The organism is Brevibacillus sp. LEMMJ03, from assembly GCF_007197875.1.
Classification (GTDB): Bacteria; Bacillota; Bacilli; order Brevibacillales; family Brevibacillaceae; genus Brevibacillus; species Brevibacillus thermoruber.
This window is the reverse complement of the sequence record NZ_VKJN01000001.1, coordinates 186,835-210,350: the sequence shown is the minus strand read 5'-3', so window position 1 is coordinate 210,350 and position 23,516 is coordinate 186,835. Positions and strand designations below refer to the sequence as shown.

General features: G+C 54.4%; 25 protein-coding genes and 1 pseudogene. 5 read left to right on the top strand and 21 right to left on the bottom strand.

The window, feature by feature from the left end:
• Positions 1 to 10: 10 nt before the first annotated feature.
• A complete protein-coding gene (locus FOI68_RS00975) occupies positions 11 to 1,906 on the bottom strand; it encodes a hypothetical protein (RefSeq protein WP_143862094.1) in 1,896 nt (631 codons plus the stop codon).
• 72 nt (positions 1,907 to 1,978) lie between these two features.
• On the opposite strand from FOI68_RS00975, the gene FOI68_RS00970 reads away from it, so the two are divergent.
• The gene (locus tag FOI68_RS00970) at positions 1,979 to 2,407 is read left to right on the top strand and encodes a protease complex subunit PrcB family protein (protein WP_044900237.1); all 429 of its coding nucleotides are present in this window, start codon (positions 1,979 to 1,981) and stop codon (positions 2,405 to 2,407) included.
• Between the two features lie 164 nt (positions 2,408 to 2,571).
• Here the strand turns inward: FOI68_RS00970 and FOI68_RS00965 are convergent, their stop codons facing one another.
• The 5 genes from FOI68_RS00965 to FOI68_RS24205 all read right to left on the bottom strand — a co-directional run bounded on the left by FOI68_RS00965 (position 2,572) and on the right by FOI68_RS24205 (position 6,328).
• The gene (locus FOI68_RS00965; RefSeq protein ID WP_029099419.1) at positions 2,572 to 2,991 is read right to left on the bottom strand and encodes a hypothetical protein; all 420 of its coding nucleotides are present in this window, start codon (positions 2,989 to 2,991) and stop codon (positions 2,572 to 2,574) included.
• Between the two features lie 84 nt (positions 2,992 to 3,075).
• Positions 3,076 to 3,795: a thermonuclease family protein gene (locus tag FOI68_RS00960; RefSeq protein ID WP_143862093.1), complete on the bottom strand. Its 720-nt coding sequence runs from the start codon at positions 3,793 to 3,795 to the stop codon at positions 3,076 to 3,078.
• 334 nt (positions 3,796 to 4,129) lie between these two features.
• Entirely contained in the window at positions 4,130 to 5,179 is a 1,050-nt protein-coding gene (locus tag FOI68_RS00955; RefSeq protein ID WP_143862092.1) for a MerR family transcriptional regulator, read from the bottom strand.
• A 306-nt stretch (positions 5,180 to 5,485) separates the two neighbouring features.
• Entirely contained in the window at positions 5,486 to 5,929 is a 444-nt protein-coding gene (locus FOI68_RS00950; RefSeq protein ID WP_029099416.1) for a CBS domain-containing protein, read from the bottom strand.
• 318 nt (positions 5,930 to 6,247) lie between these two features.
• Positions 6,248 to 6,328: a putative holin-like toxin gene (locus FOI68_RS24205; RefSeq protein WP_171565708.1), complete on the bottom strand. Its 81-nt coding sequence runs from the start codon at positions 6,326 to 6,328 to the stop codon at positions 6,248 to 6,250.
• A gap of 191 nt (positions 6,329 to 6,519) precedes the next feature.
• On the opposite strand from FOI68_RS24205, the gene FOI68_RS00945 reads away from it, so the two are divergent.
• Together FOI68_RS00945 and ftsW are read left to right on the top strand one after the other, a co-directional pair.
• Positions 6,520 to 6,864: a YugN family protein gene (locus FOI68_RS00945; protein ID WP_029099415.1), complete on the top strand. Its 345-nt coding sequence runs from the start codon at positions 6,520 to 6,522 to the stop codon at positions 6,862 to 6,864.
• Between the two features lie 84 nt (positions 6,865 to 6,948).
• Positions 6,949 to 8,118: a putative lipid II flippase FtsW gene (gene ftsW, locus FOI68_RS00940; protein ID WP_143862091.1), complete on the top strand. Its 1,170-nt coding sequence runs from the start codon at positions 6,949 to 6,951 to the stop codon at positions 8,116 to 8,118.
• A gap of 59 nt (positions 8,119 to 8,177) precedes the next feature.
• Here the strand turns inward: ftsW and FOI68_RS00935 are convergent, their stop codons facing one another.
• Both FOI68_RS00935 and FOI68_RS00930 read right to left on the bottom strand, forming a co-directional pair.
• Positions 8,178 to 8,510 carry an Asp23/Gls24 family envelope stress response protein gene (locus FOI68_RS00935; RefSeq protein ID WP_029099413.1) on the bottom strand — a complete coding sequence of 111 codons (333 nt, stop codon included), beginning with the start codon at positions 8,508 to 8,510 and terminating at the stop codon, positions 8,178 to 8,180.
• Between the two features lie 52 nt (positions 8,511 to 8,562).
• A complete protein-coding gene (locus FOI68_RS00930) occupies positions 8,563 to 10,218 on the bottom strand; it encodes a thiamine pyrophosphate-binding protein (protein ID WP_143862090.1) in 1,656 nt (551 codons plus the stop codon).
• A gap of 125 nt (positions 10,219 to 10,343) precedes the next feature.
• Between FOI68_RS00930 and sleB the strand changes: the two genes are divergently transcribed.
• On the top strand, positions 10,344 to 11,099 hold the full coding sequence (sleB, locus tag FOI68_RS00925) for a spore cortex-lytic enzyme (RefSeq protein ID WP_029099411.1): 756 nt from the start codon (positions 10,344 to 10,346) through the stop codon (positions 11,097 to 11,099).
• A gap of 60 nt (positions 11,100 to 11,159) precedes the next feature.
• On the opposite strand, the gene FOI68_RS00920 is transcribed toward sleB, so the two are convergent.
• Positions 11,160 to 11,417 (bottom strand): hypothetical protein, encoded by a 258-nt coding sequence (locus FOI68_RS00920; RefSeq protein WP_044900230.1) that lies wholly within the window; start codon positions 11,415 to 11,417, stop codon positions 11,160 to 11,162.
• Between the two features lie 170 nt (positions 11,418 to 11,587).
• Between FOI68_RS00920 and cax the strand changes: the two genes are divergently transcribed.
• Positions 11,588 to 12,631 carry a calcium/proton exchanger gene (gene cax, locus FOI68_RS00915; protein WP_035297997.1) on the top strand — a complete coding sequence of 348 codons (1,044 nt, stop codon included), beginning with the start codon at positions 11,588 to 11,590 and terminating at the stop codon, positions 12,629 to 12,631.
• Positions 12,632 to 12,720: 89 nt separating this feature from the next.
• Here the strand turns inward: cax and fosX are convergent, their stop codons facing one another.
• The 12 genes and pseudogenes from fosX to FOI68_RS00855 form a co-directional block, all read right to left on the bottom strand.
• A complete protein-coding gene (fosX, locus tag FOI68_RS00910; RefSeq protein WP_143862089.1) occupies positions 12,721 to 13,137 on the bottom strand; it encodes a FosX/FosE/FosI family fosfomycin resistance hydrolase in 417 nt (138 codons plus the stop codon).
• A 219-nt stretch (positions 13,138 to 13,356) separates the two neighbouring features.
• A pseudogene (locus tag FOI68_RS23855) lies at positions 13,357 to 13,500 on the bottom strand (RNA polymerase sigma factor); the annotation flags it as partial.
• 200 nt (positions 13,501 to 13,700) lie between these two features.
• On the bottom strand, positions 13,701 to 14,447 hold the full coding sequence (locus FOI68_RS00900; protein WP_185973844.1) for a 4'-phosphopantetheinyl transferase family protein: 747 nt from the start codon (positions 14,445 to 14,447) through the stop codon (positions 13,701 to 13,703).
• A gap of 128 nt (positions 14,448 to 14,575) precedes the next feature.
• Complete coding sequence (locus FOI68_RS00895; RefSeq protein WP_029099406.1) at positions 14,576 to 14,836, bottom strand: acyl carrier protein; 261 nt, start codon at positions 14,834 to 14,836, stop codon at positions 14,576 to 14,578.
• Between the two features lie 13 nt (positions 14,837 to 14,849).
• The gene (locus FOI68_RS00890) at positions 14,850 to 15,887 is read right to left on the bottom strand and encodes a 3-oxoacyl-ACP synthase III family protein (RefSeq protein WP_143862087.1); all 1,038 of its coding nucleotides are present in this window, start codon (positions 15,885 to 15,887) and stop codon (positions 14,850 to 14,852) included.
• Entirely contained in the window at positions 15,888 to 17,570 is a 1,683-nt protein-coding gene (locus tag FOI68_RS00885) for a thiamine pyrophosphate-binding protein (RefSeq protein ID WP_143862086.1), read from the bottom strand.
• Positions 17,567 to 18,823 (bottom strand): aldehyde dehydrogenase family protein, encoded by a 1,257-nt coding sequence (locus FOI68_RS00880; RefSeq protein ID WP_044900227.1) that lies wholly within the window; start codon positions 18,821 to 18,823, stop codon positions 17,567 to 17,569. Before FOI68_RS00880 ends, FOI68_RS00885 begins: the two co-directional genes overlap by 4 nt.
• Positions 18,775 to 20,229, bottom strand: a complete 1,455-nt coding sequence (locus FOI68_RS00875) for a class I adenylate-forming enzyme family protein (protein ID WP_143862085.1) — start codon at positions 20,227 to 20,229, stop codon at positions 18,775 to 18,777. Before FOI68_RS00875 ends, FOI68_RS00880 begins: the two co-directional genes overlap by 49 nt.
• 10 nt (positions 20,230 to 20,239) lie before the next feature.
• Positions 20,240 to 21,151 carry a hypothetical protein gene (locus tag FOI68_RS00870; protein ID WP_143862084.1) on the bottom strand — a complete coding sequence of 304 codons (912 nt, stop codon included), beginning with the start codon at positions 21,149 to 21,151 and terminating at the stop codon, positions 20,240 to 20,242.
• Between the two features lie 12 nt (positions 21,152 to 21,163).
• Positions 21,164 to 22,099: an ACP S-malonyltransferase gene (locus FOI68_RS00865; protein WP_029099400.1), complete on the bottom strand. Its 936-nt coding sequence runs from the start codon at positions 22,097 to 22,099 to the stop codon at positions 21,164 to 21,166.
• Between the two features lie 19 nt (positions 22,100 to 22,118).
• The gene (locus FOI68_RS00860; protein ID WP_255433295.1) at positions 22,119 to 22,880 is read right to left on the bottom strand and encodes an SDR family NAD(P)-dependent oxidoreductase; all 762 of its coding nucleotides are present in this window, start codon (positions 22,878 to 22,880) and stop codon (positions 22,119 to 22,121) included.
• On the bottom strand, positions 22,861 to 23,502 hold the full coding sequence (locus tag FOI68_RS00855) for a GNAT family N-acetyltransferase (RefSeq protein ID WP_029099398.1): 642 nt from the start codon (positions 23,500 to 23,502) through the stop codon (positions 22,861 to 22,863). The genes FOI68_RS00860 and FOI68_RS00855 overlap by 20 nt, the downstream gene beginning before the upstream one ends.
• Positions 23,503 to 23,516 lie beyond the last annotated feature (14 nt).

The window sequence follows — 23,516 nt, the reverse complement described above, 5'->3', positions numbered from 1 at the left end:
AACAATCCGGCTAGTACAGATAATCCGGCAGGAGAATGCGCACGCGGTCGATCTCGTCCAGCCGGCAGCGCCTTTTTCCGCTGCGCTCCTCTAAGGTCAGATGCCAGTACCCCATCTCCACGGCCACCTGCCGGGGAATGCCTTCCCACATCTGGCCGCCGCTGAGACGAAGCTGAACCTCCAGTTCCAGCTCGCGGGCCCGCTGCAGCAGATCGCGCAGGGTTTGGGGATGGTAGGACTGGAAATGCTGCGTCCACATTTTGGGCAGAGCGGCCGCCTGGGGCATGCCTTCCCACTGGTCGGGAAAGGTGTTTTCCACCGCGTACCCGTCCCAGGGTCGGTCCACGGTAAAGAGACCGGCAGCCGGCACATCCTCTGTCGAATCAGCCGCTTCCCTCTCCTCGCGCATCGGCGCACCCGCCTGCGGCTCGTAGCCGTACGCCCGAAACAGGGCCAGGAGGTTCGCCTCCTGCGCCGGCGTCACGAGGAAATCGGTCGGGGAAATGACCATCTGCAGGTACGGCTGGAATGCTTCGATCTGCCGCAGCTCCTCCAGCAGGCCGGGGTGGGCGGTCCGCACCCGGACCAGCGGTTCCAGTTGGATTTGCCGCGCGTTTTTCCCCCACATCGCGATCAACTGCCCGACCGCTTCCGGCAGCGGGTGGGCACAGGACTGGCGCAGCGTCTCCACCGCCTGCCGCTCCGTTCCGCCTGCAGCCAGAAACGCCTGCAGCGGTTTGGCCTGCAGTTCGCCGCGCAGCAGGTCCCCGTCAAACGCCAGCGGGCAGAACCGGCTCAACGCCCAGACCGCCTGCAGCGGAACGAGCGGCGGTATGGTGATGCCCCCGGCGGGATCGACAAACCACCCTTCTTCCCGGGGTAGGCGGGGCAGGCTGTTCCATCGCCAGTATAGTGCTCCGTCGGCCGCGGTGCCGAGCTGAATCCAGCCGAAGCCCAGCAGCAGATGGAGCCACTCGTCGACCACCCGCCGCTTCGCCTCGTCCGGCAGGGCAAATCCGGCCTCCGCCAAGCTCCGCAGCATGCTGTCGAGCGAGTGCCACTGTTCCAGCGGGGAACGCTTCATCCACAAGGCCAGCGCGTCCCACCAGCCTTCGTGAGGCAGGTACTGCTCGGCTGCCAGCTCGTACAGTTGTTCCCAACTCTGTTCCGGTGTCATGTCCAGCCATTGGAGCACGCGGCGCTCCGCCAGGACGAGCCGTTTCTCCTGCGGACGGACAAGCCCGAGGCGCAGCGCCACGTCCAGCACCACGTCCAACGGCAGCCCGTCCGGTTCCTCATCGGCAAGCGGCGGCAGTTTCCATCCGTCTACATGGCTTCTGTCCAGCGACAGCAGCGCTGCCATCTTTTGCCGGACCCGGCGGTGAAGGCCGCCTTTTTGCGTCAGCGGCACGTCGTTGTCGCGAATGAACAGCAGGACGGCAAAAAGATCCAGATGTAACCCCCGTCCCGCTGTTATATAATAAGGGAGCGTTTTTGGCGCCGGAGAAGGGGATTCCGCCTCCGGCAGCAGGCAGCAGGTCAGATGCTCCCGCACTTCACGGGGCATCAGATAACCGATCTCGCTCCACATCTTGCGAACGGTAAGCACCAGGCCGAGCCTGCGCAGTCTGTTCAATCCGACGGCCAGATGCCGGTGGTTTTTGGCGCTGAGCCGATCCCACTCTCTCTTCCGGAAAAACCCTCTGGCGGAAGAGGTGACGAACAGCCGGATCGCCTGCCGCTCGGGTTCGCTGGCCTGCTTCCACACTTCCGCGGCAAAGGCCGGATCGGCCAGGCGGACGTGCACGTCCCGTTCGTCGCGGATGCCCAGTCGCTTTTCGTGCTCGTCCCGCATCGCTTGCCGGGTCGAGTGGGAAAGGTATTCGACGCATTGCTGCACACGCACGCTTGTCACCCCGCTTTCGCCGTTATTTGCCACATGGTCGTCAACCTACAATCATCATGGAGGGATATCGCCGTGTTGCACGCATTGTACAGTTTGCTTCTGACTGCCGCCCTGTCGATTCCGGCGGGACAGCCGTTTTCTATAGATCATCCTACCCCATCTGCCGTCTCCGTGGAAAGGGCGGACGCGTTTGAAACCGTCTCCGCCCCCTACCCGCCAACCGTCCGGGACGCCCTGAACCAGGTGCGGAAAAGCGGCGGTCACACCGTCGTCCGCGCCGACGGCAAGACCTATGTCGTCATCGGTGTCGGGCAGCGCCCGACCGGCGGCTACCGTCTGGTGGCCGAGCGGGTGCAGCGCACCGGCGCGCACGGATTTGTCATCCACGTCCGTGAACAAAAACCGGCCGCCGGCGCGATGAAGACACAGGTAATTTCCTATCCGACCCTGGTTGTCGCGCTTCCCGACGCGCAGGCCCAGGTGCAGGTAACGATCTCTTGACGCGACAGAGGGGCCGGCAACCAGCCTGCCCCTCTTTGCGACACAGGAAAGCCGGCCCATGCTTGTCCCGCCAATACGGGATGGGGGTCGGCTTTTTGTATGCAGTCCGCCTCGGATGCGCTCCGCTTTTCCGGACTGCCACTCCCGGTTTGACGCCGGCCGGGTTACGGCTTGACGTCGATCTGCAGCTTCTGCTGCACGCCGTACGATTCGTGGTTGTTGTGCGCCAGTTCCACCACGACTTCGTGCCGGCCCGGGGGAATGTCTTTCAACACGTACTGCGGTTCAAAGATTTTGGCCACCTTGTTCCCGTCCAGGTAGAGATGGACGTGCCCTTCACCGTACCGGTTGTCCTTCCCCATGTTCTCCACGGAAAAGGTGAAGCCGGTCACGTTCAGCTTCAAATGCAGGTCGTCCTGTTTGAGCGTATGGGACACGTCCAGCGTGGGGGGATGGTGATGGTCGTGAACGGCTTCGACCGGCGCCTTGGTTTCCGCATCGCGGCTTGCATAGACAAACAGTTCGATGCACGCGGCCGCCCCGATCAGCAAAAGCAGGCGGGAAATCAGTCGTTGGGCCTTCATCGGGACACTCCTTTCCACATCCAGTCACACACCAGTGTTCCCGAACCGGAGCCGCTTCATTCGTTTGCGCCTGCTGATCGGCAGCTACCGCTTGGGCGGGCGGAATCCCGCTGCCTTGGCCTCTTCTTCCGTGGCGAACCAGACCTCCGCTTTCGTCCGTTCATAGTTGGGCGATCCGGGCACGTGATAGATTTTCTCCCCTTTGGCATTGATGTTGCCCTTGATCGGCTTGCCCGGCGGCGGGGTCTCCTGCGCGCTCTCCGCCTGTTTCGCTTCATTGTTTTCCTTGGCGTTATCGCCTTCTTTCGATTTCGATGGGTTCCGGGCATCGGACAGTCCCCACAGTCCTCGGTTGTGTTCCCGCGCGTCCCGCTCCGCTTCCAGAAACAGATCGGCGTAAGCCACGTTGGGCGGGATGGTCATGATTCGCGCGTATCCGTCCCGGACCAGTTTCTCGTTGACAAACGTGCCGTCCGCCATGTACACATACGCCAGCAGCCGGCCGTATCGGTCGCGGGGTTCGACGTCAAACTTGAGCGTGACCGTCTGCCCCGTCAGCAGCTTCTTGCTGAAGTTGCTCGCTTCCTTTCCGTATGGTTCCACGGGGTGGTTGGGCTTGACCGTCTCGGGCGTGTCGACGCCGATCATCCGCACTTTTTCCCCGCTCGCAATCTCAAACGTGTCCCCGTCCACCACGCGCTTGACGACCGCTGTCATCTCGCCGTTGGGACGCGGCTGATCCTCGGCCGCACAGGCGGTCAGCAGGAGGGACAGGGCGATCAGCCAATGGATGATGTTCTTCATCGGTGTTCTCTCCTTTTCTCGCTGCGCTGTTTACCAGCGTAGCCGATCGGCCCGAAGAGGTCAACCGGCATGACGGCGGCCGGGAGGGAAAACACAAAAACGACCCAGCAGGCAGGTCGTTTTGTCGAGGATGTTCAATCCCGGTCGCTGAACAAAAACAGCAAGATCACCACGACGATGATAATCCACAAGAAATCATCGTTCTCCCGGTCAAAAAAACCATCCAGAAAACCCATGGTGGAGTCCCCCTTTCCTTCTCGCTACAGCCTATGCAACTGACTAGACGGGTGTCAGTGGCTGGATGAGCCCAAAAGTGGCAGGGACAGGGGGTCGCTTACGTCAATCTGGCGAAAACGAGGTGAACATAGGTCGTCAACTGTTCCGCTTCCGGCTGAAATCCCAGTTCCTCCAGCGCGGCCAGCAGCCGCGAGCGGTCGGCGTAGTACTCGTACTCGATCCGTTCGATGACATCCGTCTGGCCGGACTGCCGCAGCGCCTCCAGGTGCTGCGCGCGATGGTCGGCGTCCGTGAACATGAGATCGGCAATCGCCAACCGCCCCGCCGGTTTCAGTACGCGCCGGCACTCCGCCAGCGCCAGCACTTTCTGCTCGTCGGTCAAATGGTGCAGCGCATAGCTGGTGGCGACGAAGTCAAAGCGGCTTTCCAAAAACGGAAACGCGAAAAACGTGCCGAGCTTGGCCTCCACCCCTGGATTTTTTTGCCTGCATCGCTTCAACATCTCAGGCGACTGGTCGAACGCGCAGATCGTCGCTCCCCGTTCCCTCAACCGCCGGGCCAGATTCCTCGTGCCCGTCCCGGCGTCAAGACCGGTTTCGCCCGGCTGGGGGGCGACCTTCTCGACCAGGGCGTCGAGCACTTGTTCATATCGTTCGTGCGGATTAAACCCTTCCCGCGATTCCGTGACCATTTGGTCGTAGTCGGCCGCCAACTGGTTGAAATTCCACCGGTCCACCCAGTTGCTTCGCGCCAGGCGGAGCCGTTTGCTGGCTTCCGCCAGTTCAAACAGGGAGGCGGGATCGCTTTCTCCATCCCGCTTCACCCGCTCAATCATCGCCTCCGTGGTGTGGATCACCTTGCTCAGCTCCACCCAGCGGTCGTACACGAAGGAAAGCTGCAGCTCCAGGTAGTGCAGGAGGCCGCCCTCCCCTTCGTCCAACTGCCGCAGCAGTTGGCGGATGTCTTCGATGGACATGCCCACCTCGCGCAGGGTGATGACGGTTTGCAGGCGCCACACGTCCTCCTCCGTAAACTGCCGGTATCCGGAACCGTCCGCCTTTTTCGGCGTGACCAGTCCCTTTTCTTCGTAAAAACGGATCGCCCGCGGCGTGATTTGCAGGCGGCGGGCCATCTCCTTGATATGCATGTGCCGCTGTTCTCCCCTTTTTCCGATTCTCTCCCCATTGTAAACCTTGACGCTGCGTGAATGTACAGCCCCTGTTCCGCGACGGGTAAAGGACCGCGGAAAGGACCGCGGTGTTATTGGACCGTGCCGGGCGAGCGGGACGGCTGCTCCCGCCTATTCCCGCCTATCCATATAAAAAAGGAAAGGCTGCCGGTCGCGCGCCGACAGCCTTTCCGTTCCATTCCCAGGACAGACGTCCTCCTGCCGCCGTTACATGGCGGCGTATCATGTGCCCTGCGACGTGCTGCGCGATCCGCCGGCAGCCGCTCAGTGGCGGGGCGCCTGTTCGGAGATTTCGTACAGCGCTTCGCTGGCTTCGTCGTGGTGCGCCTGGCGGACCGCCATGTCACCCAGCGCGACAATTCCCACCAGCTTGCCGTTCTCCACCACCGGCAGACGGCGAATCTGATGCTGGGCCATGATTTTGGCCGCTTCGTCCACCGTCATATCCGGCCGGCCCAGGATGATGTCGCGGGTCATCACCTGTTCCACGGCAGCCGATCCTTCCCGCTTCTCGGCCAACCCGCGAATGACGATGTCGCGGTCGGTGATGACGCCGATCACATCCTGCTTTTCATCCACTACGGGGATGACGCCGACATTCCAGTCGCGCATTTTGCATGCCACTTCGTAGACGTTATCTTTAAGCGTAACAGTCGCCACGTCTTTCGTCATGATTTCGCGCAGCGTGCGGTTTTCCACTTTTGCCATCTTCTTCTCCTCCTTGTCGCTGGTAACGTTTGTAGTGTGTCCGGCCCTCTTCCGTTTCATGCACAAAATGGGACAAGCGGAGTGATTTCCATCTGGAGATGACCCTGTGAATTGTGATAAGATGGAAACATGATGCTGTCAAAAGACGGCATCAATCTCACGTTCGGCCCCCCAGGCTTTTTGCCGTGGACGGGCGCAAAAAAAGACCGCCGGGTGGGGCAACACCCTACGGTCGAAAGTACAATAGACGTTCCCCAAAAGGGGGGCGGCTCTGCATTCCTGGGTGTAGACCCCCTGGCTGTTCAGCTCAAGGGAGGTCTACTTCTTTTTACTAGACGACAGCATTAAGACTAAAGTCCCAAACGCCAACATTAGACTTAGTGCTTCGAATACTGTCATGGTATCACCCCCTTTCCGATATCGGGGATGAACCGACCACCCTTGAGGAGCCCACCTATTGTGTTACCCGATTATACCATATAATGGGAACAGGGTCATCATTCTTGAGGCACGACTTATCCATTGCGCTGTATCCAAAAACAGACTATCATAAGGGAGTGAACAACTTACCAATTGTAGGAGGAAAATCGATGGTTATCAAGGATACGGGAATCGGCGGCAAGGAAGTCATGCTCACCGATCTGGATCATTACATGAAAGATCTCGGATTTAACCGCGGCGCCTGGGATTACCGCCACGCTACATACGATTACAAAATCCTCGATAAAGGCAACGTGTATTACCTGCGCATCGAAGCCAACGTGACCGAAGGCAAACTGGAAGATCCTCATGCCGTGCTGAAGCTGGAAGAACCGTACATGGGCAAGCACCTGTTCCCGCACGGCCTGGATTACGATTCCCCGATTCCGGATTCCGTCGTGCAGACGGCCAAACGGAAGCTGCAAGTCCTGAACGAGAAGCTGTCCGCTTATTGATGCGGCTCCTGCCCAATTGAAAAGAGCGCACACGACTACAGAGAGGCACCCCCTCTCTGTTTCACGTCAAGGGGGGTTTTCGTTATGAAGACACGGGGCGTCCCCGATTTCCTGCTGCTGCTTTTGACCGCCCTGCTGGTTGGATTCGGCATCACGATGGTCTTGAGCGCCAGCTCCATCTTCGCCCTGACCAGCTTCATGGGAAAAGGCTGCACGTATTGCAATGGAGACGAGCTGTACTTCGTCAAAAGGCAGGCACTGTGGCTGGTGGTGGGTACCATTGGCATGCTCATCGCCATGAACATCCCCTTTTCCTTTTACAAGCGCAACTTTCTCTTGATTGCGCTTATCAGCCTGTTCGCCCTGCTGCTGGTATTGATCCCCGGGATCGGCTACTACAACAACGGGGCCCGTTCCTGGTTCAGAATCGGTTCCTCCACGATTCAGCCGGTGGAGTTTGCCAAGCTGGGTCTGATCCTATACCTGGCGGCGATCGTCACCAAAAAGGGAGAGGGCATTCGCCGGTTGAAAACGGGCTTGATGCCGCCTCTCGTGGTGACCGGGGTGTTTTTCGTCCTGATCATGGCCCAGCCGGACCTGGGGTCGGCCGCGATCGTGCTGGGGACGGCCGTCATCATCATGATCAGCGGCGGAGCGCGGATCGGCCAACTGTTTTTGATCGGATTTCCGGTGACGTCGCTGGCCCTGATCAGCTACATCCTCGCGAAGGAACACGCCTGGGAGCGGATCACCTCCTTTTTGGACCCGTGGCAGGATCCTCGCGGCAGCGGCCTGCAAGTCATCCAGTCATGGATTGCCATCGCGCACGGCGGGTTCTCCGGTACCGGCTTTGGGAAAAGCATCCAGAAATACCTGTACCTGCCGGAAGCCCATACCGATTTTATCTTCGCGATCATCACCGAAGAGCTGGGCTTTATCGGCGCCACCCTCTTTCTCTTGGTCTACCTGCTGTTCCTCCTGCGCGGTCTTCACATCTGTCTGCGGGTCAAAGACACCTTTGCCAGCCTGGTCGGGATTGGCATCGTCAGCATGATCGGGCTGCAGGCGTTGATCAACATCGGCGGCGTCATCGGGCTGATTCCGCTGACCGGTGTCACCCTGCCGTTCATCAGCTACGGCGGCTCGTCGCTCCTGGTCAGCCTGGTGTCGACAGGCATCCTGCTCAGCGTCTCGCGGGAGGTAAGCCGGCAAAAAATTGCCGAACAACTGCAAAAGCAGCCGTACTCCGCCTGATGCTTCAGGGAAACGGCGAACCAATGGAAAAAACGACCTGTGTGCCGACAGGTCGTTTTTTACGTGAGATCGATCGCGTCGACGTGGACATGGACGGCCTCCACGAACAAACCGGTCAGCGATTCGACGATCTCCTTCACTTTTTCCTGGAGCTGGCGGCAGACGTGATGGATCGGCAGTCCGTATTTGACCGACACCCGTATCTCGATGCGGATGCTTCCGTCCGCAAGCGACACGGTAATGCCTTTTGTGCCGCCGCTGATTCGTTTCGCCAGGTCCTGATACAGCCCGCCGGAGTGCACGGAGATGCCGGATACCTCCCCAGCCGCCGTTCCGGCGATCACCGCCACCACTTGATCCGCCACGCGGATTTCGCCGCGCCTTTCTTCCATGGCGCCCCCTCCTTCCTCTCTCCGTCACCAGGGCTGCGGCCGCGCTCGGTTTTCAGATTTTTCTTTCATTATAAACAGAGGAAGCTTGGGCTTGAAAGGGGATTTCTCGTTTTCGCTCGGTCAGTGTCGGAAGCGTGCAGTGCACGTCGAGAAGCGTCAGACGGTCGGACGCGCACGCCTCGGTCAGCGCGGACGCCAGTTCGCCCCTGCTCCGAACGGATCGTGCCGGTACGCCGCAGGCCCTGGCCCACTGGACGAAGTCGGGGTTTTGCAGGCGGGTGCCGAACGGGACGAGGCCGGCTTGCGTCATCTTCCATTCCTCCAGCCCCAGCGTTCCGTTGTTGACGACAATCAGCGGAAACGCTGTCTTCTGCTCCACGGCCGTCATCAGTTCGGACAGGCACATCTGCAGGCCGCCGTCTCCCGTCACGCAGACCACCTGCCGCTCCGGCTGGTTCAGTTTGGCCGCAATCGCCGCGGGAAGGCCGTACCCCATCGTCCGCCACTTGCCGGAAAAAAGCGGACGCTGACGGACGGCGCGAAAGGCGCGGTTGAACCAGATGGTGTGTTCGCCGGTGTCCAGGGTGATGACGGCATCGTCGTCCACGGCCCGGGACAGCGCATGCATGAGCGCCTCCGGCGTGACCGGCTGGTCGGGCCCGGCGGCGACGGCCTGTTCGGTCTCCTGCCAAAAGGCGGCGTGCCACCGCTCCACCCGGGCCAGCCAGTCGGGGTCGGGACGCTTGTTCTCCAGCCGGCGCATCCAGAGCGGCAGGACCTCTTCCAGATCGGCCGTCACCGAAAACAGGTCGGGATGGAAGTGGATCGCCTCCGGCAGCCGGTCTACCTGCACGACCGGCACGCCGGCCGGGATAAACGCCTGCGGGAACCAGCTCGCACCGAGAATCACCAGCAGGTCGGCTGCGGCCAGCGCGTCCAGTCCGGCTCTGCTCCCTCCTTCGCCCAGACCGCCCAGCATCAGCGGATGGGATTCCTCTACGACGCCTTTGGCCCCCAGCGAGACCAGCACGCCCGCTCCCGCCTGCTCCGCCAGCCGCCGGCACGCGTCCGCGACGCGGCGCGCGCCAACCCCCAGCAGCATGAGCGGCTTTTTCGCGCGGCCCATCCACTCCGCCGCCTGCTCCACATCCCCTCTGTCCGCCCGCAGGCCGGACGCCTGCCGCGGCAGCGCGGGGATCAGCGGGCAGCCGGTCGTGCGGGAAAAGACATCCTTGCACACCGCCAGATGGGCGACGCCCTGCTGCGACGCGGCCGTGACGAACGCTCGCTTCAGCACCGCGCCGATCGCTTCGGGATGGGCGACCGTCGTCGTGTACCGGCTGATCGGGCGCATGACGTCTTCCTGGGGCACGTACTGCTTGTACTCTCCTCCCAGCCGGTACGTCTCCACCTGTCCGGTAATGGCCACAACCGGAGCCCGATCCGTCTGGGCATCCGCCAAACCGTTCAAGAGCTGAATGGTGCCCGGCCCGCTGGTGGTCGTGCAGACAGCCGGTTTCCCCGTCAGTTTTGCTTCCGCGGACGCCATCATGGCGGCGGCCGATTCGTGGCGGCAGGCCACATAGCGGATCTGCCGCTGCTTGCCCAGCGCGTCCAGCCAGGGCAGAATCGCGTCGCCGGCGACGCCGTAAATCCGGGTGACGCCCCACGCGGCCAGTTGTTCAGTGATGTATTGAGCGACTTGCATCCTGAATCCTCCCCTTTCGCGTCTGAACGTAGTATGCCGTTTTTACCATCATTTTACTATCCAAACCTGTCCCAAATTGGAGAACCTAGTAGGCAGGATCAGGCGAATCAAAAGGAGGATGAATCATGAAACAGCCTGTCAAATGGCTGGTGGCCGTGCTGGCAATCGCGCTGCTCATCACCTCGGCGGCGCTCGTCTCTCCGAAGCGCTCCGACGCGTTCAGCAATCAGATCGTCAAAGTAGGGACTCAGGGCAAGGACGTTCGCGAGATGCAGGGACGGCTGAAATTCCTGGGGTTTTACACCGGCAAAGTGGACGGGGTGTTCAGTTGGCGTACGTATTGGGCCCTGCGCAACTTCCAGTACGAATTTGGCCTGAAAGTAGACGGGGTGCTGGGGCCCAAGACAAAGCTGAAATTGTACAACGCGACGAAAAACTGGCGTCCCACCGCGGAAGAACTGGGTGTGCCGCAGACGGCCAAGACACCGTCCAAGCCGAAAGCGCCCACCTACCACGCCCACGGCATCTCGGAGAACGACATCCGGCTGATGGCCAACGCCGTCTACGGCGAGGCCCGCGGCGAACCGTACGTCGGACAGGTGGCGGTGGCGGCCGTCATCCTGAACCGCACGCGTCACCCGTCCTTTCCCAACACGCCGGCCGGCGTCATTTTTGAACCGCGCGCCTTTACGGCTGTGGCGGACGGCCAGATCTGGCTGACGCCGAACGAAACGGCGAGAAAGGCTGTTCAGGATGCGTTGAAAGGCTGGGACCCTTCCGGGGGCGCCATCTATTACTTCAACCCGGATACGGCCACGTCCGCCTGGATCTGGAGTCGGCCGCAGATCAAGAAAATCGGCAAACATATTTTCTGCCGGTAACCGGAAGCAAAACAGGCACGGTCATATTCCGTGCCTGTTTGTCTGTCTGCCCGCCGTCCATTACGGCCGCTGTCCCTGCATGTGCTCCGCCATTTTGACAAAGCGTTCCTCCTGTTCCGTCGTGCCGCACACGCCGCATTGGACCAGGAAGCGCTCCCCCTTGTACGGCTGGTGAAACACGTCCAGTTCGTCGGGCGACAGCTCCGCCACGACGTCGCCGGACTGCGGGTCGAGCCGAAAGTAGCGGGGCGTTTGTTCAATGACTGTGAACCTCATCCGGTTCGACTTGCATGTGGGACACAGATACGGTTTTGCCATGCTGATACCTCCTCAGACGATGATTCACCCGTTAGTTTCCGCCAATGAGGCCAGGCTATACCCGTCCCGTCTGGTTCGATTTTCTCGTGACTGGAGCATCCGATTCGGGTAAACTAGAGTACGCGGCATCATGGTGGTACATAATGTAAAATCGGTTTTGAGGTGAACGTATGAATCTGCGACTGTTCTTTTCCCTCGTCGGGGGCAGCTTCCTGTTGGCAGCGTACGCCCACTACTTTACGGACAACGAGATTTTTCGCTTTGCGACCGCCTCGTTGGCCATCATTTTTCTCGCCGCCTGGCTGGGGAAATCGACGGAGAGCGTCGCCCATTACGCCGGCGACCGCATCGGCGGTTTTCTCAACGCCACGTTCGGCAACGCAGCCGAGCTGATCATCGCCTTTTTCCTGGTCAAGGAAGGGCTGTTTGACATGGTCAAGGCCTCCATCACCGGCGCCATTATCGGGAACATGCTGCTGGTGCTGGGGCTGAGCGTGCTGTTGGGCGGATTGAAATTCAAGGAACAGACGTTCAACAGCAAGCTGGCCGGCCACAACGGCTCGCTGATGATGCTGGCGATCGTCGCCCTGTTCATTCCCGCCGTGTTCATGCAGCAGCTTCCGCCTGCAGAGATCGGCACGCTCAGCATTGTGATCGCCGTGGTCCTGATCCTTGCCTATGTGCTGTGGCTGATCTTCTCCATGGTGACCCACCGGGAATTCCTGTCCGACATCGAGCCGCACGAGAGCGAAGCGGTGTGGTCCAAAGGCGTCTCCATCCTGATGCTCGCCCTGTCCACGGTCTTCGTCGCCATCGTCTCCGAATGGCTGGTCCACAGCGTCGAACAGGTCTCCCATTCGCTGGGGTGGTCGGAGCTGTTTGTCGGTGCGTTCGTCATCGCCATTATCGGAAACGCCGCCGAGCACAGCGCTGCCCTGCTTCTGGCCATGAAGGGGCGGATCGGCGCGGCAGTGGAGATCGCCATCGGCTCCAGCCTGCAGATCGCCCTCTTTGTGGCGCCGACGCTGGTGCTTATCAGCCTGCTGTTGGGGCAGCCCATGGACATCGTGTTTACGCCGTTTGAGCTGGCCGCGATCGGCGTCGCCACCTTTATCACCATTTCGATCACCAAAGACGGCGCCACCAACTGGTACGAAGGCGTTCTCCTCCTGACCGTCTACGTGATCCTCGGCACCGCCTTCTTCTTCGTCTGAGAAAAAGACTGCCCGATTCGGCAGTCTCAGATTGCAGACAAACTAGAGGGCATGTAAAAGAAAAAGCTCGGTTTTTTGCCGAGCTTTTTTTATTCATGGTGATCGACTTCCCTGTAAGCGGATAATCGTTCCTCCAATGTACCGGTGTGCAATTCAAACAGGTTGTTATCGTAATCATAGAAATAGATGGAGTATCCTTCTCCCTTGATCCTTGGGCGAGGAGGTTTCATTTCCAGGTGTAACGCTTTGATTTTATCGAGATAGTAGTCAATGTCTTCTTCTTTGATTTTGAACGCCACATGATGATAGGTTCGGTTTACGATTTCTTTATTTTCCATGACAGCGATCCACTGGCCACCGATAATGAAAAATCGTTCTCGTGATAACGAGTGTGTCTTGTCTCCGCTGTAATAGACTTCTTGAGCATCAAACAATTCTTTATACAATGCTGTTGTTTTCTCTAAATCTTTTACCACAAATGTAATATGGCTTACATTTTCAATCATGTTCATCATCCTTTTTTAACACGAAAATTGACGAAGTTTTTTCTTTCTTCACAAATCATTTTTTATTTGACACGCTCTATCCCTCGCTGCCGCAGCTCAGAGGGGGTTTGTCGTATATGCATCAAAAATGCAGCGCGCCGTAAGGGCCAAGCATTCCATCCCGTTTACATAAGCAGATGATACTATTCATTACTAGGACGCGCAAATCCATCCTACTAAGAGACTACCTAGGACACGAATGAAAGTCTCTTGGACAGGATCGTCTATATCCTTTCGTCCCGTATAGTAGGCGAGAAAACGATAAATATCGCTGCTGTATGCCAGAAACCACTGCTCAATACGTGCGTCGGCCTGATCATCCAATTGTGTTCCACCTCCTTGTCACTGTATAGACGGAGAAACTCCCGGCAATCTTTCACTTTTGTCCGAAAATGTTTTTGCTTTTTGGCGTCCCACGGTCCTTTTTCAACAATACAAAAAAACACCGGGTCCAAAATCGGTGTTTTTTTGCATATCCACATGCATGCAACAAGAAAAATTTGCACAAAAAATCTGTCGAGTTTTTATCCATAGAATGCACCGCGATATGGTGTGAAACCCATGCTTGCTTTTAATTCTGTAAACGCGACCCTTTCGACTGCATAGAGGATTTCCGATTCTTCCTCTCTTTCTACCACTGCTGAAACCATATACCCTTCCATGGGTGCAAATGTATAATAGGAAAACGACTGTTCGTCGACTCTGCCCCGGGCAAGCGGCACTGAAAAAGACAGAGGCGGAAGCGAGAAGCCTTTCCCAAGCGCCTTCATCACTGCTTCCTTTCTCGTCCAAAGCTGATAAAATGCTTCTCGCTTCATGGAAGGTGTACCTTGCTGCTCCACATAGGCTATTTCCTTTGGCACGAAAACACTCCGCATTACTTCAAAACAGCAATCCTTCTTGGCCGCTTCAACGTCGATTCCCGTCGTCTCGATCTCGGAAATGGCGCATACCAACATCCGATCGGAATGGGATAAATTAAAAAACAACGGTCGCTTTATACTACCCGTCACATTGCGGCTGTCTAAGAACAGCTTTCCGTACTCATTCTTGATAAACCTGACTTCTTGCGGGAGGACTCCCAGTTTTTGTCCGATCATCCGCTTGAGCAACATCCGTCCCAGCAAAAACTCCACTTTTTTGAAATCGACACGATATCTCTCATACACCGCTTTTTCTTCTTGATCCAGTACTTCCAAACAGCTATTCAGCTCCGCAGGCTGTACCTCTTCATCGACATGAAGCCAATAGATTTCAACCTTCTTTCCCATTGATTCCCTACTTCCTTCACGATAGTTTGCATGTAGAAACGTTCTCCATCTGAAACGGCTTTGCCTGCTTGACCAGGCAGCTATTGCCATTCATGAAAAAAAGGGGGAGGTCCCCCTTCTTTCTGCCATCATTTCGACAACTGCATGCCCTTTTGCTTTTCAATAAACGCCACAATGCTGTTTATCGTTTTAAACGTGTCTGTATTGACAGCACCGATGTCCAGATCAAACTCCTTTTTGATCAGATTGATGAACATCAAAACGTCCATGGAATCAAGGCCATACGGCGAGTCGGGACCAAACAATACCTGATCATCGTTCACATCTTCCCAAGAAACGTTCAATTTATACGCTTCCAGAAACTTCTCTCTTACCTTTTGTTTGATCATAAGTCATTCTCCTTTACTGGTTTTTTGTATATTTTACACATAGTGAACCCCATAAAAATCCGGCGCCAATGGCGGATATCACCAGATAATCCCCCGGTTTAATCGCTTTTTCTTCCAAAGATTTATGCAGAGCGGAAAAAAGGGAAGCAGCCCCTGTATTTCCATACTCCTGAATGGTTACGGTCGTTTTCTCCATCGGCACGTCCAATGCCCGCATCGTTTTCTTAATGATATTCAGATTGGCTTGATGCAGGATAAAGTGATCGATATCCGATACTTGCAATCCAGCCTTTTGCACGGCATTTTGAATAGAGATGGGCAAGTTTCGGGTGGCCGTCTTCCAGACCTCTCTTCCGTTCATCCTGATAAAATGGCTGGTAAACAAGTCTGCTCCCTCTGGCATCCGTGCAGTACCTCCGCCGTGCAAGGTGACTGCCATGTTTAAAGAAGAGTCCAGATCCCATGCCAGCAATCCGCTGCCTTCGCCTGTTTTTTGAAGGAGGATCGCTCCGGCAGCATCCCCAAAAAACGTCTTGGTAATCCGGTCTGCCGGATCGATGTATCGCGACAGGACTTCTGCCCCGATAACCAGCACATTGTTGATGAACTGATTCTGCAAAAGATGAGACGCAAAGAGGATGGAGTAAATGCCTCCTGCACAAGCTGCCTGCGTTAAATCGAAGGGAATCGCGTTTTTCGCACCTAATTTCTCTTTGACGATCAGAGCGGTAGAAGGAACCTGTTGATCCGGGGTCGTGGTACACAGGACAATCGCATCGAGATCCTCCATCGCAATGCCTGCATCACATATGGCATCCAAGCTGGCGTGTACGCACATATCAGATGTGGTCATATCGTTTTGCAAATACCTGCGCTCGCGAATCCCGGTTTTTTCCTGAATCCATTCGTCAGTCGTGTCCAAGGTTCGGGTGAGCATCTCGTTTGTCACAATGTCTTCTGGTACGTAAAAGCCTGAACCTTGAATGCTAAACGAAGTGGACAGCCCACTTTGGTTGACAGTGGATGGCTTCGTTAACGTTCCTGTTTTCATTTACACCAGCTCCTTTGCGGGAAAATCCCCCTGTAGTCTTTTTATGGGATCCGGTACGTCATCAATCGACACAACCGCTTCTATCACGACGATTTGCTTTTTCTCATACTCTTTCAGAGCTTGCTCAACAACATGTGTGATCTCTTCACGTTTTTGCAGCCGTATTACCGTCAAATTCGGATGAAGACTGTCCATCGTCTGCACGGTCTGGTTTAAAAATCGGGGTTTCCCCTGTCGTCCCGTATTGATATGTTGGAATTCAAGCCAACCGTAGCCCCCGTTTTTCAATACCACATAGATGAGCGGAATCCGATAGGTTAACGCTGTTGGCAAATCGCTGCGGAACAGATTAAATGCGCCATCTCCAACGAATGCAACGACAGCCTGCCGCGGCTTGGCTTTGGCTACCCCGATGGCGGCACATGCCCCAAAGCCCAGGCTTGTCTGTTCGCTTGGAACAAAGGCATTCTGCTCTTTGCCAAGCCCGAGGTACGGAAAGAAATACGACCACATGTCCTGCAAGCCGTTTTCATGCACGTAGATGCTGTTCGGAGGAAGGCGTGCTTGCAGTTCATCGAGAATATCCGCGACTCTCAACCGGGAGGAATCGCGCTGCCTTTCCGCTTTTTCCGAAAACATCTCTCGCTTGCAGCGCTCTATCCCCATTTGCCATTCACGGTTCGCAGACTGCTTCCGAACATGTGCGAGGAGCTCATTTGCGACCGCTTCCACATCGCCAACCATGTATATGCTGCTATAGTCCAGATGAAAATGCTCTTCGTTTAGATTCACTTGAATGATGTCCATCGCTTGGAGCTGCTCTTCCCAACCAAACAGAGCTGTTTCCTCCAGCTTGCTGCCCATGGCAATCACAAGGTCCGCCTCGTGTAATAGCGTTTTGACACGCCGGTGCAGATACAGCCCCGCCAGCCCGCAAAACAGTGGATGCTCTTCATCAAAACTGCCTCTGCCTGAAGCCGTGACAAGGACAAGAGCTCCCATTCGTTCGGCGAGTGCTTCCAGGACGCCGCGTGTTTTGATCCGTTTGCATCCTCCGCCCAGCAATAACACCGGCTTTTTGGCAAGCATGATCTTTTCACATGCAAGCCTAATACCAGACGGTTCTGGCAACGGTCTGGAGACAGAGAGAGGAAAAAAATTCAGCTTTGCCTCATCAAGCAGCTCGCTGCCAATATCTTCGGGAATTTCGACGTAAACCGGACCGGGTGTTCCTTGTGCAGCCATAAATACCGCTTTTCGCAAAACCCATCCAATCGCGTCTTTGTTCTCCAAGCGATGACTCCATTTCACCAGCGGGGAAACGAACGCCATTTGGTCCGCTTCTTGAAAAGCTTTTTGATTTCCATATGAGCGCGTTGAAGTGCCTGATGAGATGATCAACAGCGGGCAGCTTTGGGAGTTTGCCTCCAACAAGCCTGTGATCACGTTGGAAACGGCAGGGCCTTTTCCCACGATGCAAACGCCCGTTTTTTGCGAGGCTAATGCGTAGCCTGTCGCCATAAACACGGCATTCCGCTGATCCTTGGCAACCAAAAATTCAATTCCGCAATCCTCGATGGCATTCATAATATGAAGCTCGTCATTGGGAAGCCCAAACACCAACTCCACTCCATACGCTCGCAGTCCCTGCGCGATTGCTTCGTATACACTGATTTGGTTCATTGGTCACCTCGTTGCCAATACTCATGTAAGATTTGCGAAATCAAAATGGGTTTGATGATCAATTCCCCGCGATAGGACACATAGTTGGCCATGGGACCATAGCCGCCGAAGGGAGAGTTGCCATTTTCAATATCAAACAGTGTTTCATTGACGGAAACGGTATGTTTTTTTCGGAGAATCTCAATGATCGGACTGTCTGACCTGCCGTAGAAGGTCGCTCCCAGTGCTCTTTCCACAAAATACTCCTGAGTTACGATCCGTTTTAAATCTTCTTCTTTGCTGTAGATGACTACATTAAACACAGGTGAAAAAAACTCGACAATTTTTACCTTATCTGCAAGGGTGCTCAAGAGAACTGTCGGCTGAATGACTTTATCCCGGTAATCAATCCTCCCGCCGTACACAATCTTCTCGCTGTATTGGGTGAGATGCTGGCCTACCATTTCCAGCGTTCCGGTATAGTGTATGGGACCGTATGCGGAATCCTTGTCTGCATTGCTGCCGTATTTAAGCGCATCCAGCTTTGCTGTCAACAAAGACAGAAACGAATCCTTCATGGTTTCTGAAACATAAACGACATCCGGTCCCATGCAGTCTTGTCCCGTGTTGTATAAACGGGCCTGGATGAGATCGTGAACCGCTTTTTCCAAATCAGCCGTTTCGGATATGATAAACGGATTGATTCCCTGTCCAAAAAAGATAAACAATTGTGTTTTTGCCAATTGGAACTTGATGCTTTCCGCATTTTGATACGTACCGGTAAAAACGACAACATCTGCACGCAAGACGGACGCTTTCATGAATTCTTTATGGGAGAGTTCCAATAAGCTCAGCGGCAGTTGGTGTATGCTTTGCAGCAAATGGTGAAGTTTCCTTACTTGAGGAAGCACCGAAGTAGAACTGCGAAATTCAATACGATTGATATACAGCGAGGGAATCAGCAGATACAAGACGTACGAATACAGAATGACATTTGAAGGCATAAACACGGACATTCGATTGACGAGGGGAGGCCGATTGTTGTGCACCTCGTTGAAGGCATTTTTCAAAGCCCGCAATGATGCTTGAATCTCCAGTTCCGCCGTCTGGTATGTCGAGATTTCCGTCAAGATCTCTCTGAGCATTTCCGGATTTGTCTCGATGAAGTGAATGCAGCGGGTTATCGCTTCTCTGCGCTGGCTTAACGGGATAGACAGCTCCAGGTCTACTGTTGTACCATGCACTTCCCTTCCTCCTCTCTCGCGTTCTTCCATTGAACCGCCTGATTTTGCAATGCCACAAAATCAACCTTTCCATTTGGACGATAAGGAAAAGTGGGCAAAAACAATATTTTGTCCGGCTTTAAAATAGACCCAAGCGCCTCATTGATCGCTTGCTCGATCTGCTGCGTAAATGTTTGCCTGGTTTCAACGAAAAGGATCATATATGCGCCCTTTTTCTCATCCTGAAGAGATACGACTCTCACCCGGAGCTTCAATTCATTCTCCAGCCTGTTCTCGATATGCGCCGGGTAGATGACATAGCCTTTGCGTACAATTTCGTTTCCCTTTCTCCCCAGAACATGCAGATTTCCGTGTTCATCCAGATACCCCAAGTCATTGGTTTTGAACCACCCATCGGCCAGCACTTCTTCAGTCTTTTCAGTCAAATGAAGGTACCCTTTCATGACACCCGGACTGCTGACATAGATTTCGCCTGTTTCTCCGGCTGGAAGCTCATTACCCTGATTGTCCACCACTTTGAGCTTCACACTGGGAAGCGGTTTTCCGCAGCCTTCCCGAAAATCCCCCGTGTTTAGAGCGACATTGCCGACTTCGGACAAGCCATATCCGTCCAACAACGGCTGTTTTATCAAGTCGTAAAAGCTTTCGGCCAATTCCTTGGATAACGGCGCCCCGCCCACACACCACATGCGGACCGCGGAATCCCTTACTTTTACGCACACCTTTTCCCGCTTTTTGCACATTTGGGTCAACATATAATAGGTAGAAGGAATGCCGTCTACAACGGTGGCCCCTTTTTCCGTTACTGCTTTCAGAATGGTGCGGATGTTCTTGTAATTGCATAAAACCATGTCGCACCCCGTAAGCCACCAGATGAAAACGATCGACAATCCGTAAAAATGTGTAAACGGGATGAGGGGCAACAGCACGTCCTCGCTTTTGTATTTCATGATTTCCATGCTTTCCTCCAGGTTGGAGAGAAAAGAATGGCCGGACTTCACAATCCCCTTAGGCTTACCGGTCGAACCCGACGTATAAAGAATGAGGGCATCTTCTCTAGATGACCACGCTGAAAATGACAGTTCCCTGGCTGAATTCCTCCCCCCGTCTCTCACGATTTCCGAAACCAGTAACGTCCTGATCGGATCGGACAGCAGCAAAGGACGGTCAGAAATGCATAATCGACTCTCAGAATCCAGGGCAATTTCATTGATTTCCCGCGCATCCGCCATACAATCAACCAAAGCAATGGAACAGCCTATTTCAACCAGGGCGAAAAAGGCGATCAAAAATTCATAGGAGTTCTCGACTGTGACGATAACCCTGTCCTCTTCAGTGATCTGACTGCCCTTCAATTGGGCGACACAGCTTTGAATATCCCCCAGAAACCTTTCCTTCGAGTAGCTTGTTTCATCCGACTTTAATACGTGAGCCATGGAATACACCTCATGAAATACCCACCTGATGCATGACTGTGTCAGGCGATATTCCAACAGTTTTAAATTCGTATTTCAACAGTTGCGTAAATAAATTCCGCGGACCAACCACATATGCGGTTTCGATCTGCTTTTGCTTCATGGATTTGCTTACAAGATCCCATCTGACGGGATGGTCGTAGCCATCCAGAAGCATTTGTTTCAGCTCCTCGGGATCTTTGTAAATGTGACCGTCAACATCGGAAATAATAGGGGATTGAAGTGGCTTAAAGACAACCTGGCTATAGTATTTGTCCCGAAGCTGATGCTTTAAGTCCGTCAGCAAACGGCTGTGAATAGGCTGTTTCATCGTATGTAACGAAAAGCATTTGCTTCTTTGATTGATGACTTCCTTTAAGGATTGAACAACGCTTTTCTCGGCACATAAGCAAACGACTTTTTCCAGATGCCCCACCAACTCCAGCTCCATTCCCTTGCTGTTGAAGCTTTTGATTAATTCCTCCGTCTCCTCAAGGGACAAATTGAAAATAAAATGAGTGTGGTACTCTCCATCCATTCGCTGGAAGTAGCCTCTTGCGTGTTTCGCACTTTCGTGCGTCAGCCACATGGACTCCGCAAAGGTTAAGCCGGCTGACTGAACAGCAACGGACATTCCGCCAAAGCTTGCTCCGATCGAATAGTGTGGCTGCAAACCGTACCGGTCGTAAAAATAATCGAGCAATGCAATTGAGTTCGCCAAAAAGGCGGATTCAAACACTTCGTGCTGTTCTTCATTCGCCTCTCGAAACGCCTCGGCCAAGGAGTACCCAATGATGTCGCTTGCTTCTTGAAAACGCTTTTTCGCATAGGGATTTGTTTCGATAAAATCCTTTACTTCTTCATAGCTTGAAGGAGCTAAACCAGGCAATACCAATCCAATCATGTACGGGCCTCCTTACTTCTGCTTCGCTGCCAGGACTGCTTCTATATCATGACTGTCCAGCAGCTTCTGAACGGCAAAAGGTATATCCGTGAATCCCAAAGACTTGTGAATAAAGTTTCCGGGACCGAGCATGATTACTTTTTCCACACCTTTCCTCCACAATTGCTGCAGGCATTTATACCAGCATACGCTGTTGGTATATTGCTCGATCAGTTCGGTTTTCAAGCCAGCCGCGTCGGTAATTTCCTCAGCGTTCACGTTGCTGAGCAAGGGCACGTTGGGAGAACGGAAGGTGAAAGATGGAAGCACCTCTTGTTCCAAACGCCTCCTGACGTTGTGAAGCAGCGAGCAATGTCCAGGAGGGCCATAGGGGATCGTGACACCCAGACCGCCGTAAGCACTTACCATTTTGGTAAGCAGCTCCAGACTCTCCCGATCACCGTTCACGATCATTTGCGTGGCGTTTACCGTCACACAGGGCTCGACAACTCTGCCCTCCGCTGCAAGCTCTTGGATGAAACGCTCAAGAACAGCGATATCAATGTTGTAGAAGAAGTAGACGCCGTATCGCTTGTCAGGAAACTCCTCTTCCTCCATTTCACACAACTTTTTCAGCAAGCGAAGCGTTTCCGGGAAGGATAATCCCCCTGCGCAATGAATAGCCGTCACTTGTCCCAGGCTTGGACCGAGGAAAAACGCCGGCTGCCCGATCTCCTCCCGCAGCAATTCAAACAGTGCCGTGCTGATTGTGACGATACTGGGCCTGGCAATTACACCGGTATTCGTCATGGCTTCACTTTCAAAAAAGAATTTGCCAGCAAGATCCACGCCCAAAATTTCGCTGGCCTCTGCAAACTTGGCCTGCACACTGGGAAAGCTCTCGTAAAGGTCCAAAAAGCTCCCCTGCTTCAATGTCACCAAAGGCGGAAAGATCAGTGCCGTTTTCATTGATTCTCACGCTCCTTTTCTACATATAGCCTCCATCGACGACAAGCGTTTGCCCCGTTATATAGCTGGCCTTGTCCGATGCAAGAAAGGAAACCGCCTCTGCTATTTCCCTGGTTGTTCCCAACCTTCCCATGGCGATTCGCTTCTTGAATTCGTTCATCTGTTCTTCAGGAATGCGCTCAACCATGCCAGTATCTTCCGTATAACCGGGAGCAACCGCATTCACTCTCACGTTGTACGGGGCGTATTCTTTCCCCAATGAACGAGTCAGCCCGACAACCCCTGCTTTACTCGCACTATACGCGCTTAAACGATCCACCCCTATCAAGCCGGCTACCGAAGCGATATTGACGATTGCCCCCTTTTGTTCCAGCAGCATGTGAAAAGAAACGGCGTGGATGCAGTTGATGGTCCCCATGACATTGATCTGGACGATTTCCTCCCATTTTTCGAGAGGATTGCTCGGAATCAGCGCTCCTCCGTAGCTGACTCCCGCGTTGTTTACGAGAACGTCTATTTTTCCGAATTGTCCAATGATCTCTGAAACGGCATCCTGCACCTGCTGCCTGTCGATCACGTCGAGTTTCACGAATGAAACCGCCTCGTTGCCGGTTTTCGCTTTAATCTCCTCAACCGCATGTGTGACTTCTTCCAACGAGCTTCTGTATCCCAGAATGACCCGGTCTCCGGAACTGGCGAAATGACTTGCGATCGCTTTGCCAAGACTCTTGGAAGCGCCTGTTACCAGTACTACCTTTTGCTTATCTTCCAATTTTCTCACCTTGTTTCAACAGTTTTGGAAAACACTCTTCTTTCCAATAACCTTGGAGATACTCGTACAATTCCTCCCGAATCTTCTGCTTCTCGCTTTTCGGGATCATATCTTCCGGTTCGCTGTAGCCGTAGTATTCATCCCGCAAAATGGAAGAAATGACTGCGTCATGATACTCGCCATCCAGGAAGAAATGATCGCGAAGGATTCCTTCGATCGTCACTTTATTCTTGATAAGAAAGCGAACCGACCGCATATTGTGCAAACCGTTAATAAATTGAATTTTATGGGCATTTTTAAAATGGAACAGGTAGTCCATGAGCAATAGAGAAGCTTCGGCGCCATAGCCCATATCCCACAATTCGGGATCTCCAATCACGCCGCCAAGCATGTAGCTGCCTTCGTATTTCAATGTTTCCCACGATACAAATCCGATTTTTTTCCCGTCATGAGTTACCACTGTGGCATAGCGGGTGCTTCCGTTTACAATATCTTTTCTGATTTCATCCTCGGTCGCAAAGTCTTGTCTCCCTCTTGCCAAAGCACTTACTTTGGATGGACATACCCATTGGGAGAAGAGCTTGTAATCTTCTTCTTCGAGCGCCTGCAATCTGACAAAATTACCTCTCATTGTTTCCCTCCGCA

What these genes read in the sequence shown, in the direction of transcription:
- FOI68_RS24205 (WP_171565708.1), bottom strand. Translation starts at nt 6,328, where the DNA reads ATGACAGTATTCGAAGCACTAAGTCTAATGTTGGCGTTTGGGACTTTA.
- FOI68_RS00900 (WP_185973844.1), bottom strand. Translation starts at nt 14,447, where the DNA reads ATGGGAAAGAAGGTTGAAATCTATTGGCTTCATGTCGATGAAGAGGTA.
- FOI68_RS00930 (WP_143862090.1), bottom strand. Translation starts at nt 10,218, where the DNA reads ATGCAAGTCGCTCAATACATCACTGAACAACTGGCCGCGTGGGGCGTC.
- sleB (WP_029099411.1), top strand. Translation starts at nt 10,344, where the DNA reads ATGAAACAGCCTGTCAAATGGCTGGTGGCCGTGCTGGCAATCGCGCTG.
- FOI68_RS00885 (WP_143862086.1), bottom strand. Translation starts at nt 17,570, where the DNA reads ATGAACCAAATCAGTGTATACGAAGCAATCGCGCAGGGACTGCGAGCG.
- FOI68_RS00960 (WP_143862093.1), bottom strand. Translation starts at nt 3,795, where the DNA reads ATGAAGAACATCATCCATTGGCTGATCGCCCTGTCCCTCCTGCTGACC.
- FOI68_RS00965 (WP_029099419.1), bottom strand. Translation starts at nt 2,991, where the DNA reads ATGAAGGCCCAACGACTGATTTCCCGCCTGCTTTTGCTGATCGGGGCG.
- ftsW (WP_143862091.1), top strand. Translation starts at nt 6,949, where the DNA reads ATGAAGACACGGGGCGTCCCCGATTTCCTGCTGCTGCTTTTGACCGCC.
- FOI68_RS00870 (WP_143862084.1), bottom strand. Translation starts at nt 21,151, where the DNA reads ATGATTGGATTGGTATTGCCTGGTTTAGCTCCTTCAAGCTATGAAGAA.
- FOI68_RS00880 (WP_044900227.1), bottom strand. Translation starts at nt 18,823, where the DNA reads ATGGAAGAACGCGAGAGAGGAGGAAGGGAAGTGCATGGTACAACAGTA.
- FOI68_RS00890 (WP_143862087.1), bottom strand. Translation starts at nt 15,887, where the DNA reads ATGAAAACAGGAACGTTAACGAAGCCATCCACTGTCAACCAAAGTGGG.
- FOI68_RS00855 (WP_029099398.1), bottom strand. Translation starts at nt 23,502, where the DNA reads ATGAGAGGTAATTTTGTCAGATTGCAGGCGCTCGAAGAAGAAGATTAC.
- FOI68_RS00920 (WP_044900230.1), bottom strand. Translation starts at nt 11,417, where the DNA reads ATGGCAAAACCGTATCTGTGTCCCACATGCAAGTCGAACCGGATGAGG.
- FOI68_RS00865 (WP_029099400.1), bottom strand. Translation starts at nt 22,099, where the DNA reads ATGAAAACGGCACTGATCTTTCCGCCTTTGGTGACATTGAAGCAGGGG.
- FOI68_RS00955 (WP_143862092.1), bottom strand. Translation starts at nt 5,179, where the DNA reads ATGCATATCAAGGAGATGGCCCGCCGCCTGCAAATCACGCCGCGGGCG.
- FOI68_RS00950 (WP_029099416.1), bottom strand. Translation starts at nt 5,929, where the DNA reads ATGGCAAAAGTGGAAAACCGCACGCTGCGCGAAATCATGACGAAAGAC.
- FOI68_RS00895 (WP_029099406.1), bottom strand. Translation starts at nt 14,836, where the DNA reads ATGATCAAACAAAAGGTAAGAGAGAAGTTTCTGGAAGCGTATAAATTG.
- FOI68_RS00945 (WP_029099415.1), top strand. Translation starts at nt 6,520, where the DNA reads ATGGTTATCAAGGATACGGGAATCGGCGGCAAGGAAGTCATGCTCACC.
- fosX (WP_143862089.1), bottom strand. Translation starts at nt 13,137, where the DNA reads ATGATTGAAAATGTAAGCCATATTACATTTGTGGTAAAAGATTTAGAG.
- cax (WP_035297997.1), top strand. Translation starts at nt 11,588, where the DNA reads ATGAATCTGCGACTGTTCTTTTCCCTCGTCGGGGGCAGCTTCCTGTTG.
- FOI68_RS00935 (WP_029099413.1), bottom strand. Translation starts at nt 8,510, where the DNA reads ATGGAAGAAAGGCGCGGCGAAATCCGCGTGGCGGATCAAGTGGTGGCG.
- FOI68_RS00875 (WP_143862085.1), bottom strand. Translation starts at nt 20,229, where the DNA reads ATGGCTCACGTATTAAAGTCGGATGAAACAAGCTACTCGAAGGAAAGG.